Source organism: Brevundimonas sp. VNH65 (genome assembly GCF_049445955.1).
Classification (GTDB): Bacteria; Pseudomonadota; Alphaproteobacteria; order Caulobacterales; family Caulobacteraceae; genus Brevundimonas.
Genome location: NZ_JBMSDX010000002.1, coordinates 523,059 through 536,272 on the forward strand (window position 1 = coordinate 523,059; position 13,214 = coordinate 536,272).

The following is a 13,214-nucleotide window of genomic DNA, read 5'->3' on the forward strand; positions in this document are numbered from 1 at the left end:
GCGCTGCGGTCCCCCTCCCCCGGCGCTTCGCTTGGGGGAGGAATAGAACGGCCCCGCTTGTCCTCTGGCGAGCGGGGCCGTTTCATGAGGTTGCATCATCGGACCCGATCCCCATGTCGGACGGGTCGGGCTTTTCGGTCAGCGTCCGGACAAGAGGCGGAACCGAGCAGCTCAAGGATTAGAGGGCCAACGCCAGATGGCGCGTGACTATTACGAGGTTCTGGGCGTCGAGCGGACGATCGACGCCGCCGGTCTGAAGGCCGCCTATCGCAAGCTGGCCATGGTGCATCACCCCGACCGCAACGGCGGCTCGGAAGACTCGATGGCCAAGTTCAAGGAGATCTCCGAAGCCTACTCGGTGCTGTCGGACGATCAGAAGCGCGCTCACTACGACCGCTTCGGCCATGCCGGCCAACCGGGCGGGGGACAGGGCCCGTTCGGCGGCGGGGGCTTCCACGACGTCAACGACATCTTCAGCCAGGTGTTCGGCGACGCCTTCGGCGACGTGTTCGGCGGCGGCGGACGCCAGCGCCAGCAGGGCCCGCGCCGCGGCTCGGACCTGCGCTACGATCTCGAGATCACCCTGGAGCAGGCCTACAAGGGCGCGGACGTCGAGATCGCCGTCCCCTCGACCCTGACCTGCGACACCTGTGACGGTTCGGGCGCCAAGGCGGGGGCCAAGCCCCAGACCTGTTCGACGTGTCAGGGCGCCGGCCGGGTGCGCCAGGCCAATGGCTTCTTCCAGGTGGAGCGGACCTGCCCGTCCTGCGGCGGCGCCGGCCAGCGGCTGGACGCCGCCGATGTGTGCAAGAGCTGTCACGGCCACGGCCAGGTGCGGAAGACCCGCAACCTCAGCCTCAAGATTCCCGCCGGCGTCGACGACGGCTCTCGCATCCGTCTGACGGGCGAGGGCGACGCCGGAACCCGGGGCGGTCCGCGCGGCGACCTGTATGTGTTCCTGTCGGTCGCGCCACACGAATTGTTCGAGCGCGACAATCTGGATCTGCTGGTGACAGTGCCTGTGCCGATGACCGTCGCGGCCCTCGGCGGCGAGGTGGACGCCCCCTGCCTGGTGTCCGACGCCTGCGACGGTCGCTGCAAGGCCTCGGTCGAGGTGCCCGCCGGCGCCCAGACCGGCAAGACCGTCCGCATCAAGGGCAAGGGCATGCCCCACCTGAACGGCCGCCAGCGCGGCGATCTGGTGGTCGAGCTGTTCGTCGAGACCCCGACCGACCTGACCGCCCGCCAGAAGGAATTGATGCAGGAGCTTGCCCAATCGTTCGGCGAGAGCCAGAACCCCCGCAACACTTCGTTCGCCGGGAAGGCCCGCCGGTTCTGGGCCGACATTCTGGGCGACGAAGGCGGCAAGTCGCGGGAGACCATGTCTTGAGCCTGATCGAGCCGGCGGAATGAGCGCCATCTTCCACGTCGGCATCGCCGGCGCCCGGGGCCGGATGGGCCGCACCGTGGATCAGGTCCTGGACGGCCGGAGCGACATCGTCGTCTCCGCCCGGTTCGACTGGGGCGAAACGCCGGACCTGAGCCTATGCGACGTGGTCATCGACTTTTCGACGCCGGACGCCTCGGTCGCCCTGGCGCGGCTGGCGGCCGAGCGGGGCGGACCGGCGCTGGTGGTGGGGTCGACCGGATTTTCGCCCGAACAGGAGGCCGAACTGATGGCCGCCGCCGAGAAGGTGGCCGTCGTCCGCAGCGGCAACTTCTCCCTGGGCGTCAACATCCTGATCGGTCTGGTCGAACACGCGGCCCAGCGGCTGGACCCGCGCGACTGGGACATCGAGGTCATCGAGGCCCATCACCGGCTGAAGATCGACGCGCCGTCGGGCACCGCCCTGATGCTGGGCGAGGCGGCCGCCGACGGCCGCGGCCATGATCTGGCCGACGTACGCTCCGCCCCCTATGACGGCATCACCGGCGAGCGCGAGATCGGAAAGATCGGCTTCTCCTCCATCCGCGCGGGCGGCATCGTCGGCGAACACACCGTCCTGTTCGCCTCGTCGTCCGAGACCCTGTCGCTCAGCCATTCGGCCATCGATCGCAGCCTGTTCGCCAAGGGCGCCGTGGCCGCCGCCGCCTGGGTGCGCACCCGTCGCCCCGGCCTCTATGACATGCAGGACGTCCTGGGCTTCCGCCAGGCATGATGCCTGGTGTCGCTTCGCGCCGCGCTATGCTCGGCTCGCGGAGCCTCGCGACTTGAGCGCATTCTGTCTTTGATCGCTTCGCGGCGCGCTATGTTCGCGACGCGGTCGCTCACGACTTGAGCGCGGGACGGCTCAATCCAGGTTGAGTGGGCGCATCGTATGGGCGATGGAACGGCATGGCTCCCGCCTCTCCGCCCCATCACGACGCCATTCTCATCGGCATCAGCCAGCGCATCTGCGCGGCCGGTTCGTTTTCCGTCATGGCGGCGTTGCTCAAACTCTCGACCCTGGACGGCGTCTCCGCGCCCGAGATGGTCTTCTACCGCGCCTTTTTCGGTCTGCCGGTCGTGGTGGCCTGGGTGGTGATGACCCAGGGCGGGCTGAAGGGCGCTATCCGGGCGTTGAGGCCGAACAACCCGTGGGCCCATGTCCTGCGCTGCGTGATCGGCGTCTCGTCCATCTTCTGCGTGTTTCAGGCCCTCAGCCTGCTGCCGCTGGCCGACGCCACCACCCTCAGTTTCACGGCGCCGATCTTCGCCACCATCCTGTCCTTCCTGCTGCTGAAGGAACAGGTCGGGATCCGACGGTGGAGCGCGGTGGCGGTCGGCTTCGTCGGCGTCCTGATCGTGACCCGGCCTCTGGAGGCCCTGTCGGCCGCCGCCGAACACGCCCTGCCGCTCGCCGGGATCGCCGTCGGCCTGCTGGCCGCGCTCCTGACCGCCGGGGTGACGATCACCCTGCGCCAGCTGGGCCGGACAGAGCATGTGGCGGCCATCGTCTTCTGGTTCTTCGTGGCCTGTTCGATCGTCGGCGCCCTGACCCTGCCGGTCTTCGGCCGGATGCATGAACCCCAGACCTTCGCCCTGCTGGTCGGGGCGGGCGCGGCCGGGGGCCTGGGCCAGCTGTTCATGACCAGCTCGCTGCAGAACGCGCCGGTGTCGGTTGTCGCCCCATTCGACTATCTGCAGATCGTCGGGGCGGTGATCTTCGGCTGGTGGCTGCTGCACACGCCCCCGACCGTCAGCACCCTGACCGGCGCCGCCCTCATCTCCGCTGGCGGCCTCTACACCGCCTGGCGCGAACACGTCCGCCGACGCCAGGCCCTGATCCAGCCGACGCCGCCGCCGGTGTAGAGCCTCAGCGCCCCGTCGATCCGAACCCGCCCGCCCCGCGCGCCGTGTCGTCGAGGGTCTCGACCTCGACCCACGCGGCCTGTTCATGACGGGCGATGACCAGTTGGGCGACGCGTTCGCCGCGACGGATTTCGAACGGCTGGTCGCCGATATTGGCCAGCAGAACCCCGACCTCGCCACGATAGTCGCTGTCGATCGTGCCGGGCGCATTGGGGCAGATCAGGCCGTGCTTCAGCGCCAGACCCGAGCGGGCGCGCACCTGGGCCTCGTAGCCCAGCGGCAGGGCGATCTTCAGCCCGGTGGGCACCACCGTCCGCTTGCCGGGCTCCAGCAGGATGGGCTGGTCCTCCGGCACGGCGGCCCGAAGGTCCATGCCGGCCGAACCGATCGTCTCATAGGCGGGCAGGGGCATACCCTCGCTGTTCGGCAGGCGTACGAGCTGGACGGAGACGGTTTCGGTCATGGCGGATCAGAAATGGAGGGAGGAGAAAGGAGTCAGTCGGCCAGGTGTTCGGCGATGCGCGTCGCCAGCCGCCGGGCGATGGCGGTCTTCGACTGGCGCGGCCAGGTCTCGGCGCCGTCGCGGGTGACCAGCATGACCGTGTTGCCGTCCGATCCGAAGACATCGTCCGACACGTCATTGCCGACGATCCAGTCGCAGCCCTTGCGCGACAGCTTGGCGCGCGCGTTGGCCTCCAGATCGGAGGTCTCGGCGGCGAAGCCGATCACCAGCTTCGGTCGCATCGGGCCCGGCGCGGCCACCCCGGCCAGGATGTCCGGGTTTTCGATCAGGGCCAGGGTCGGCGGGCCGCCCGGACCCTTCTTGATCTTGCCCGACGCCACCCCGTCCACGCGCCAGTCGGCCACGGCGGCCGACAAGACGGCGATGTCTGCCGGAAGGGCGTCGCGCACGGCCGCCTGCATCTGGACCGCCGCCTCGACGGCGACGCCGGTCACCCCCGTCGGAATCGACAGGGCGGTCGGGCCGGTGACCAGGGTCACCTCGGCGCCGAGCTCGGCGAGGGCGGCGGCGATGGCGTAGCCCTGTTTGCCGCTGGACCGGTTGGTCAGGCCGCGCACGGGGTCGATCGGCTCGAAGGTCGGGCCCGCCGTGACCACGGCCCGCCTGCCCGTCAGGGGGCGTCCGGCGGCCCCGGCCAACAGGCCCTCGATCGCCTCGAGGATCGCCGCAGGCTCGGCCATCCGGCCCGGTCCGTACTCGCCGCAGGCCATTTCGCCGTCGTCGGGCCCCACGACCGCAACGCCATGCAGGCCGTCGAAGCCCTTGAGCCGTTCGACATTGGCCTGGACCGCCGGATGCAGCCACATGCGGACATTCATCGCCGGGGCCAGCAGCACCCTCTTGTCCGTGGCCAGCAGGGTGGTCGAGGCCAGGTCGTCGGCCATGCCGTTGGCCGCCTTGGCGATCAGTCCCGCCGTCGCCGGCGCCACGACCACCAGGTCGGCCCAGCGCGACAGCTCGATGTGGCCCATGGTGGTTTCATCGTCGGGATGGAACAGGCCCTGGCGTACGGGATGACCGGTCAGGGCGGCCAGCGACAGGGGGGTGACGAACTCCGCCCCCGCCCCGGTCAGGATCGCCCGCGTCTCATGGCCCGCCTTCTTCAGCAGCCGCACGAGCTCCAGCGACTTATAGGCCGCGATGCCGCCGCCCACGATCAGCAGGATTCTTCGCATGGTCGGGACCGCCTCGCTCATGACCTTTCCTAGCGGCGGCGAGACCGAACGTCGACCTCGGAGCGATGACGAAAAAAGAACATTGCATGAACGACAGCTTAATATATAACGACGATCGTTGAAATCCGGATAAGGAGGGTCGCGATGTGGGGTCGGATGTCGGAGACGGTTGCGGCGGCCGTCGGGTTCGCGGCGGCGGGGGCGGCGGCCTTGGGGCTGGCCGCCTGTGACAATGGGCCGAGCGCGGTGCAGACGCGGGATCGGGCGGCCGAGGCGGCGCCGAACCTGCTGTCGCTGAGCGACGCCGGGACGGCGTCGGCCGCGCCGGTCGCGGCCGAGGTCCAGACGCCCGCGGCGGTCACCGCCAATCGCCGCGAGACGGCCGACGTCAAGATCCAGCGGTTGTTCGAGCGAAACGGCGCGGCGTTCGGCGCGCGGACGGCCGAGGACTATATGGATCGGGTCAAGGCCTTCACTTCGCGCCCGCCGACGGACGTGGATCGTGCGACCCGGCCGAACGGCGACGTGCTGCTGTACCAGGCCTCGACCAACACCTTCGCGGTGGTGTCGCGCGACGGGACGCCCCGGACCATGTTCAAGCCGGACGATGGGGCGCGTTACTGGGCCGAGCAGAAGGCCCGTGCGCCCAGCTTCGGCCAGAGGCGCGCCTCGGCTGAATAGGGCGCCTGGGCTGGATCATCGGCGGTTCGAAGGGGGCCCCGTCCGAACCGGGACCCGGCGCTCCGCCTCCATCCGGCGAGCGGAATCCGGGTTCGACGCGACGGCGTCCGGGACGATTTCGCCGGGCCTGAATTCAGTCCGCGGCGGGTTCGGGATCCGATTCGTCGTGCTTTTCCAGCATTTCGCGCAGCAGCTCCAGAGCAAGCTTCTGCTGGCGAGGAGCCAGCCGGGGCGCCAGGCGGGAAATCTCGATGCTGTAGCGGGTCGAGGGGTAGTCGTGGTCGAAGGCCGCCTCGCCTTCGGCGACTCCGGCCTGGGCGTTGGGCCCGAGACCCTCGAAGAAATAGCCGATGTCGACCTTGAAGAAGCGGGCGATGTCCCAGAGCTTGGACGCCGAGATGCGGTTGGCGCCCTTTTCGTATTTCTGAATCTGCTGGAACGTCAGGCCGAGCGCCCGTCCCAGGTCGCTCTGGTTATAGCCCAGGCCGATGCGTTTCTCGCTGACCCGTCGCCCCACATGGCGATCGACCGGATGCGGCCCGTCTTCCTTCACGCCTCTACCCATTCCGCCGCCCCCACGATCAGCAAGAACAAAACAAAGGCCGTCCTCCACCCTTTTTCGCAACTGCGAGAGGTTGGATCGCCGCCCTGACACTTACGCTCTCGCTTCACGCCCCGAATCCGCCAAGAGCTTGATTCTGCGACGTGGAATTTTGAGCATGGTCCTTTTCGTCCCATGGCGCGTCTTTGTCAAAGTCGGGCCTATTTTCGGCGGGCCTGCGCATCCAAAAGGAGCCTGAGCAGGACCAGTTGCTCAAGTCCGCTCAGCCCGCTAGCTGCTCGCGCAATCTCGGACGGGAGCGCGGAGATCACGTCGGGCGCCGTGGTCGCGTCCCTGCCCGGTCGTGGGTCGTCCCAGATGAAGGACGCCGCGCTTGCGACGTCGGCCATCCCGTCCGTCGGCGCGACGGGCCCGATGGTCTGTGGAATCCCTGCGAACACGTCGGTTACGTCGATGCCGAACAGTCCGCAGAACTGCCACAGGCGTGACGCGGGAATTCTCTCGCCCGCCTCCATCTGGCCGATCCGCTCGGCGGAGACGCCCAGGCCGGCGCCAACTTGAGCCTGGCTCCATCCTCGAAGATCCCGCAGGTCTCTCAATCTGCGACCGATCAGGAGGTCGATGTGATGGGTCCGCTCCCTTCCGGCTCGCGCTGTCTTTGTCGACATGGGCCCGCCCTCGGTCATGGGCGGGTCCGACGCCTGGCCGCCGACGCGGTGCGAACGGCCAAGCCAGCGCCCAGGCTGACCAAGATCAGCAGGGCGAAGGCGCCATCGCCCCACCGCCCGTACAAGGTCGCAGGACCCGCCTCGGGCAGGACCACGTCGACCACTCCGGCGACGCCGGGGTCCAGCCGGGTCCCCTCGACCACCCGGCCGTAGGGATCGATCAGGGCGCTGATGCCGGTCGGCGTCGCCCGCGCCATGGGCAGGCCCGTTTCGATGGCGCGGTAGGAGGCCAGGTTCAGATGCTGGCGCGGCCCGGACGTCCGGCCGAACCAGGCGTCGTTGGACACGTTTGCGATCCATTGCGGCCGTCCGGCGCCGCCGGGCGTGAAGCCGGGATAGAGGCTTTCATAGCAGATCAGCGGCTGGACGTCGGGCCGGCCGGGCAGCCGCAGCGGCGCCGGCGTCGGTCCGGCGCTGAAATCGGCGGGCATGTGCACCAGGCTGCGGACGCCCAGGGCGCTCATCAATCCGCCCAGCGGCAGATACTCGCCGAACGGGACCAGCCGGTGCTTGTCATAGACGGCCGCGACCCTGAGCCCCGGCCCGCCTTCGTCGGCCAGGGCGAACAGGCTGTTGTAGTACCGAGCGCCGTCGGGCTCGGCGGGATCGGGCTCGCCGCGCGCCAGGCCCATCAGCAGGATCTGGCCGGGCTGCAGGGCGTCGGCGATGGCCTGCCCCTCCCAGGCGCCGGGGGCGAAGGCCAGATTGGCGCTGGTCGGCAGGGCGCCTTCGGGCCACAGGACGATGTCGGGCCGTCGGTTCGCCGGTCCGGCCGGCGCCTGGGCCGTCAATCGCACATAGCGATCGACGATGCTGCGATAGGCCTCGGCCGTCCATTTGGATTCCTGGTCCACATTGGCCTGGACCAGCCGGATCACTGTGTCCGACGCTTCGACGCGGGCCGTCGACAGGCGATGCGCTCCCCATCCCCACAACAGGACCAATGTCGCCAGCCCGGCCGCTGCGGCCGCGCCCCGCGATCGGCGAGAGCCCGGCCCGCGCAGGACCGCCAGGCTCGAGACGGCCGCGACCGTGATGAAGCCCAGGCCATAGACGCCGACCACCGACGCCGCCTGAGACATCGCCGATCCGGCCCGCCAGCTGGCGCCGGCCGGGTTCCACGGAAAGCCGGTCAGCATGTGGCCGCGCAGCCATTCGGAGACGGCGAAAAGCACGGCGAAGATCAGCACTCTGGCGACGCCCTTCGGAGCTAGCCGTCGATACAGGGCCGTCGCCCCCGCCCAGAACAGGCCGACGCCGGCCGGCAGCAGGCAAGCGGCGAAGGGGGCCATCCAGGCCTGGGCCGGATTGACCAGAAAGGCCTCCGCCACCCACCAGCAGCCGATCAGGAAATAGGCGAACCCCGCCAGCCACCCCATCCACAGGGCGCCGCGCACCGTCGCCGAGCGCTCGGTCAGCACCATCAGCAGCGGATAGCCGATCAGGCCGGGCAGGAAGCCGAACGGCGGATGCGCCAGCGCCGCCAGGGCGCCCGCCGCCAGGGCCAGGACGATGCGAAACCAGCGTCCGTGGGCGCTTCGTCCGGAAACGGCCCGCGCGAACGCGTCTGTTGCATATGCATCAGAACTCGCTTCAGCCGTCATCGATCACCTCATAGGGGTCCGAGACCCCCAGTTCGGCCAGGATCGCCCGTTCCTCCGCCTCCATGGCCTCGGCCTCGGCCTCGACCATGTGGTCGCGCCCCAGAAGGTGCAGCACGCCGTGGACCACCAGATGGGTCAGGTGGTTCTGGACCGACTTGCCCTGATCCGCCGCCTCGCGCCCGCAGACGCCCGAGGCCAGGACGATGTCGCCCAGGGGGCCGGGCGGAAAGCCCGGCGGCGTGTCCGGCGCGGGGAAGGACAGGACATTGGTCGGCCGGTCCTTGTCGCGGAACCGGGCGTTCAGATCGCGCACGGCCTCGTCGTCGGCCAGCAGGATGACCAGTTCGCGATCGCATGGAGCTTCCGCCGAAACCGCCGACAGGGCGGCGCGGGCCGCGCGATCGACCACGCTTTCGACATCGGCGACCGCGTCTCGCCAGGTTTCGTCCTCGACCTCGATCTCGATGAGGGCGTCCGTCAAGCGGCGGGGTCCTCGAGGTCGGGCCGGGGCCGCGACCCGGCCGCATCGGCGTCATAGGCGCGCACGATCCGCTCGACCATGGCGTGGCGGACGACGTCGGAGGCCGAGAACTCCAGCACCCCGACGCCCTCGACCCCGCGCAGGATGCGCAGGGCGTGGCCCAGGCCGCTGTCGCGTGGGTTCAACAGGTCGATCTGGGACGGATCGCCGGTCACCACCATGCGCGCGCCCTCGCCCAATCGGGTCAGGACCATCTTCATCTGCAGCCGCGAGGTGTTCTGGGCCTCGTCGACGATGATGAAGGCGTGGGCCAGGGTGCGGCCGCGCATGAAGGCGATCGGCGCGGCCTCGATCTCGCCCTTGTCCCTGCGTCGCTGGACGTCCTCGGGGCCGAGAATGTCGTTCAGCGCCTCCCAGATCGGGGCCAGATAGGGGTCGACCTTCTCGTTCAGGTCGCCGGGGAGAAAGCCCAGCTTTTCGCCCGCCTCGACCGCCGGTCGGGTGATGACCAGCCGGTCCACCTCGCCGCGACGCAGCAGGGAGGCGCCGTAGGCGGCGGCGAGGAAGGTCTTGCCGGTGCCCGCCGGTCCGACGCCGAAGGTCAGTTCATGCCGCGCCAGCGCGTCCAGATAGGCGGCCTGGGCCCCGGTCTTGGGCACGATGGCCCCGCGACGCCCGACGGGCAGGGCGATGGGCGAGGTTCCGCCCGCCGGACTGGTCGGACGCCCGTTGCCGGTCGTTCCCGCCGTCCGGTCGCCGGAACGAACGCCCGCGACCACGGCGCGGACATCGGCCTCGGTCACCTGGGCGCCGCGCTCGGCCCGGTCGGCGAGGGCCTGGATCGCCTGGCGGGCGTCGGCCCGGTCGCGGGTTCCCCCGTCGATCGACACCCCGCCCCCCGGCGCCTCGATCAGAACCTTGAAGGCGTCCTCGATCAGGGCGAGGTGACGGCTGCCCGGCCCGATCACGGCGCGCAGGGCGTCATCGTCCAGGGCCAGGAATTCGGAACTGCGCGCCATGCTCAGGCGGCTCCGATCTTCAGCCGGCCGGTCAGGCTGTTTTGCTGGCCGCTGACGATCTCGACCGGCACCAGACGCCCGATCAGATGGTCGGCGTCCTCGACGTGGACCGACTGCAGGTAGGGCGAGCGGCCGATGGCCTGGCGCCCGTGGCGGCCCTTCTTCTGGAACAGGACGTCGAACGTCCGTCCCGCCTGGGCGGCGTTGAAGGCGACCTGCTGTTCCAGCAGCAGGGCCTGAAGGGCGTGCAGCCGCGCCTTGGCGACCTCGGCCGGAACCTGGGCGGCCATGGTGGCGGCCGGCGTGCCGGGACGCGGCGAATAGATGAAGGAGAAGGCCGAGGCGTAGTTCACCCGGCGCACCAGATCCAGGGTGTCCTCGAAGTCGCGATCGGTCTCGCCGGGGAAACCGACGATGAAGTCGCCGGACAGGGCCATGTCCGGCCGGGCCGCGCGGATGCGGTCGATCAGGTCGAAGTATTTCTGACGCCCGTGCTTGCGGTTCATCAGGCGCAGGATGCGGTCCGACCCCGACTGCACCGGCAGGTGCAGATAGGGCATCAGGGCGTCCAGATCGCCATGGGCGGCGATCAGGTCATCCGACATGTCGTTGGGGTGGCTGGTCGTATAGCGGATGCGCTGGATGCCGGGGATCTCGGCCAGGGCGTAGGCCAGGCGCGCCAGGGTCGAAGCGTTTCCGGCCGAATCCAGCCCGTCATAGGCGTTGACGTTCTGGCCCAGCAGGGTGACCTCGCGCACGCCCTTGTCGGCCAGGGCCCGCGCCTCGGCCAGGATGTCGGCGACCGGCCGCGACCATTCGGCCCCACGCGTATAGGGCACCACGCAGAAGGTGCAGAACTTGTCGCAGCCCTCCTGCACGGTCAGGAAGGCGGTCGGCCCGTCCACCCCGCGGGCGGCGGCGCCGTCGGCCGACAGGGCGTCGAACTTGTCCACGGCCGCGAAGTCCGCGCCGATCCGCTCGCCCCGCGCCCGCGCGGTGCGGGTCAGAAGTTCGGGCAGTTGGTGATAGGCCTGGGGGCCGACGACCAGATCGACGGCGGGCTGACGGCGCATGATCTCCTCGCCCTCGGCCTGGGCCACGCAGCCCGCCACGGCGATGGTCATGGCGGCGCCCGAGGCCCGCGCCTTCTCCTCTTTCAACTCCCGCAACTTGCCGAGCTCGGAATAGACCTTTTCGGCCGCCTTTTCGCGGATGTGGCAGGTGTTGAGGATGACGAAGTCGGCGTCGTCGGGGGTGTCGGTCGGGGCATAGCCCAGCGGACGCAGGACGTCGGCCATGCGTTCGGAATCATAGACGTTCATCTGGCACCCGTAGGTCTTGATGAACAGCCGCTTGGGCGCGCCGGCTTCAGCGGCGGGCGCGGGGGAAATCGAGAGATCGGGGGCCGCGTCGCGGGCCAAGGTGTCGGTCATGGGGGCCTTTTACTGTGCGACGCCGGTCCGCGCCACTCGCCCCCGAGCCGCGCGATCAGCTGTCGTGACGATGGCTGTAGCGTTTGAAGATCAGGCCTTCGCGGTCGGTCGCCTCGGCGCCCGGGATGGCCTTGCCGTAAAGCTCCAGCTTGTGGCCGACCAGTTCGAAGCCCAGCCGCTTGGCGATCTCGGTCTTCAGACGTTCAATCTCGGCGTCGAAGAACTCGATGACCTCGCCCGTGCGGGTGTCGATCAGGTGATCGTGGTGATCGTCGCCGGCCTCTTCATAGCGGCTGCGGCCATCGCCGAAGTCATGTTTCTCGACCACGCCCGCCTCTTCGAACAGGCGCACGGTGCGGTAGACGGTGGCGATGGAGATGTGCGGGTCGATGGCCGAGGCGCGGCGGTACAGCTCCTCCACATCGGGGTGGTCCTCGGCGTTGGATAGAACGCGGGCGATCACGCGCCGCTGTTCGGTCATGCGCATGCCGCGCTCGGCGCAAAGCTTCTCGATCCGGTCCATGGCGCGGGACAATAGGCGTCCGTTCACGCGGAGGGAAGATGCGCCGGACAGGCGAACGCCAGGATCAGGGCGTCCACGGCCGCGCCGTCCGGTCGCGGGTAGTAGCCGCGCCGTCGGCCCACGGTCCGGAAGCCCGCCCGATCGTACAGCTTGAGGGCCGGGGCGTTGTCCTCGGCGACCTCCAGGAACAGACGGGCGGCGCCGGCGGCGGCGGCGTGATCGGCGGCGCGTCTGACCAAGCCGAGGCCGAGGCCGCTTCGCCGGGCGTCCGGCCGGACGGCCAGGGTCAGGACCTCCGCCTCGTCCGCGACGACACGACACAGGATGAAGCCGTCGCGACCGGCCGCCAGGGCGAAGACGCCGGATTGGTCCAGCAGGTCGGCGAAGGTCGCAGAGGCCCAGGGCGCGGCGAAGGCTTGGGCGTGGATCCCGGCCAGAACCGGCGCGTTGGCGGGGCCGATCGGGGCCGGGTCGGGGTCGGCGGTCATGGGGATCAGGTCTCGGCCGGTTTGCGGCGCGCCTGACCGGGCAGACGGGTAGGCGGCGTGGCGTCGGGCGCGCGAAGATAGAGGGGGCGAGCCGGGTTTGCGGCCGGATCGGCCTCGGCCGTCAGTCGGGCCAGGGCGGCCAGATCGGCGGCGGCCCTGTCGACGACCTGGGCGTCAGGCGGGGCGACCAGGGCCGCACCGCCGCCGACGACGCGCCAGCGGCCGCCGACGGACAGCAGAGCGCGGGCCGCCTCCAGATCCATGGGCGCGGGCCCGCGATCCGGCGCGCCGTCGAAGAAGGTCCGCAGATAGACCTGTCCCCGGCGGGCGTCGATCACGGCGGCGACCGGGCCGTCCGACGGCGCAGAGGCGGCCAGGCCGTCCAGCGTCGAGAGGCCGATCACGGGGCGGTCCAGGGCCGCGCCGAGACCGAGGGCGAAGGCCAGGCCCACGCGCAAGCCGGTGAAGGAGCCCGGCCCGGCGGTGACGCCGATCCGGTCCAGGCCGTCGAAACCGCCCGAGGCGGCGACGACATCGCGCACCAGAGGGCCGATGCGTTCCTGATGACCGCGCGCCATCGGCTCAACCGCCTGGGCGCAGCAGCGCCAGACGCCGTCGTCGCCGCGTTCGAAAACCCCCGCGGCGCAGACGTCGAGGGCGGTGTCGATGACGAGCACCTTCATGAGCCGACGGTCCGGTCGCAGA

General features: G+C 70.0%; 15 protein-coding genes. 4 read left to right on the plus strand and 11 right to left on the minus strand.

Going from position 1 to position 13,214, the window contains the following annotated elements:
- The first annotated feature begins 196 nt into the window (after nucleotides 1-196).
- From dnaJ to ACO2Q1_RS06345, 3 genes are all read left to right on the plus strand, one after another.
- Nucleotides 197-1,390 (plus strand): molecular chaperone DnaJ, encoded by a 1,194-nt coding sequence (gene dnaJ, locus ACO2Q1_RS06335; RefSeq protein ID WP_423328695.1) that lies wholly within the window; start codon nucleotides 197-199, stop codon nucleotides 1,388-1,390.
- 19 nt (nucleotides 1,391-1,409) lie between these two features.
- Entirely contained in the window at nucleotides 1,410-2,159 is a 750-nt protein-coding gene (gene dapB / locus ACO2Q1_RS06340) for a 4-hydroxy-tetrahydrodipicolinate reductase (RefSeq protein ID WP_423328696.1), read from the plus strand.
- A gap of 176 nt (nucleotides 2,160-2,335) precedes the next feature.
- Complete coding sequence (locus tag ACO2Q1_RS06345) at nucleotides 2,336-3,292, plus strand: DMT family transporter (RefSeq protein WP_423328697.1); 957 nt, start codon at nucleotides 2,336-2,338, stop codon at nucleotides 3,290-3,292.
- A gap of 4 nt (nucleotides 3,293-3,296) precedes the next feature.
- Here the strand turns inward: ACO2Q1_RS06345 and dut are convergent, their stop codons facing one another.
- On the minus strand, nucleotides 3,297-3,755 hold the full coding sequence (gene dut, locus ACO2Q1_RS06350; RefSeq protein WP_423328698.1) for a dUTP diphosphatase: 459 nt from the start codon (nucleotides 3,753-3,755) through the stop codon (nucleotides 3,297-3,299).
- A 32-nt stretch (nucleotides 3,756-3,787) separates the two neighbouring features.
- On the minus strand, nucleotides 3,788-5,011 hold the full coding sequence (gene coaBC / locus ACO2Q1_RS06355; RefSeq protein WP_423328699.1) for a bifunctional phosphopantothenoylcysteine decarboxylase/phosphopantothenate--cysteine ligase CoaBC: 1,224 nt from the start codon (nucleotides 5,009-5,011) through the stop codon (nucleotides 3,788-3,790).
- Between the two features lie 135 nt (nucleotides 5,012-5,146).
- On the opposite strand from coaBC, the gene ACO2Q1_RS06360 reads away from it, so the two are divergent.
- Nucleotides 5,147-5,671, plus strand: a complete 525-nt coding sequence (locus ACO2Q1_RS06360; RefSeq protein WP_423328700.1) for an S-type pyocin family protein — start codon at nucleotides 5,147-5,149, stop codon at nucleotides 5,669-5,671.
- A gap of 133 nt (nucleotides 5,672-5,804) precedes the next feature.
- Here the strand turns inward: ACO2Q1_RS06360 and ACO2Q1_RS06365 are convergent, their stop codons facing one another.
- From ACO2Q1_RS06365 to tsaB, 9 genes are all read right to left on the minus strand, one after another.
- Nucleotides 5,805-6,236: a helix-turn-helix domain-containing protein gene (locus ACO2Q1_RS06365; protein WP_423328701.1), complete on the minus strand. Its 432-nt coding sequence runs from the start codon at nucleotides 6,234-6,236 to the stop codon at nucleotides 5,805-5,807.
- Between the two features lie 197 nt (nucleotides 6,237-6,433).
- A complete protein-coding gene (locus tag ACO2Q1_RS06370) occupies nucleotides 6,434-6,901 on the minus strand; it encodes a helix-turn-helix domain-containing protein (protein WP_423328702.1) in 468 nt (155 codons plus the stop codon).
- Between the two features lie 14 nt (nucleotides 6,902-6,915).
- Nucleotides 6,916-8,565, minus strand: coding sequence for an apolipoprotein N-acyltransferase (gene lnt, locus ACO2Q1_RS06375; protein WP_423328703.1), 1,650 nt, complete (start codon nucleotides 8,563-8,565; stop codon nucleotides 6,916-6,918).
- Nucleotides 8,555-9,046 carry an rRNA maturation RNase YbeY gene (gene ybeY, locus ACO2Q1_RS06380; RefSeq protein ID WP_423328704.1) on the minus strand — a complete coding sequence of 164 codons (492 nt, stop codon included), beginning with the start codon at nucleotides 9,044-9,046 and terminating at the stop codon, nucleotides 8,555-8,557. The genes lnt and ybeY overlap by 11 nt, the downstream gene beginning before the upstream one ends.
- Entirely contained in the window at nucleotides 9,043-10,065 is a 1,023-nt protein-coding gene (locus ACO2Q1_RS06385; RefSeq protein WP_423328705.1) for a PhoH family protein, read from the minus strand. The genes ybeY and ACO2Q1_RS06385 overlap by 4 nt, the downstream gene beginning before the upstream one ends.
- Nucleotides 10,066-10,067: 2 nt before the next feature.
- Nucleotides 10,068-11,498, minus strand: a complete 1,431-nt coding sequence (gene miaB, locus ACO2Q1_RS06390) for a tRNA (N6-isopentenyl adenosine(37)-C2)-methylthiotransferase MiaB (RefSeq protein WP_423328706.1) — start codon at nucleotides 11,496-11,498, stop codon at nucleotides 10,068-10,070.
- 55 nt (nucleotides 11,499-11,553) lie between these two features.
- Nucleotides 11,554-12,021, minus strand: coding sequence for a Fur family transcriptional regulator (locus ACO2Q1_RS06395; protein ID WP_423328771.1), 468 nt, complete (start codon nucleotides 12,019-12,021; stop codon nucleotides 11,554-11,556).
- A 23-nt stretch (nucleotides 12,022-12,044) separates the two neighbouring features.
- Complete coding sequence (gene rimI, locus ACO2Q1_RS06400; RefSeq protein ID WP_423328707.1) at nucleotides 12,045-12,509, minus strand: ribosomal protein S18-alanine N-acetyltransferase; 465 nt, start codon at nucleotides 12,507-12,509, stop codon at nucleotides 12,045-12,047.
- 5 nt (nucleotides 12,510-12,514) lie between these two features.
- Nucleotides 12,515-13,192 carry a tRNA (adenosine(37)-N6)-threonylcarbamoyltransferase complex dimerization subunit type 1 TsaB gene (tsaB, locus tag ACO2Q1_RS06405; RefSeq protein ID WP_423328708.1) on the minus strand — a complete coding sequence of 226 codons (678 nt, stop codon included), beginning with the start codon at nucleotides 13,190-13,192 and terminating at the stop codon, nucleotides 12,515-12,517.
- Nucleotides 13,193-13,214 lie beyond the last annotated feature (22 nt).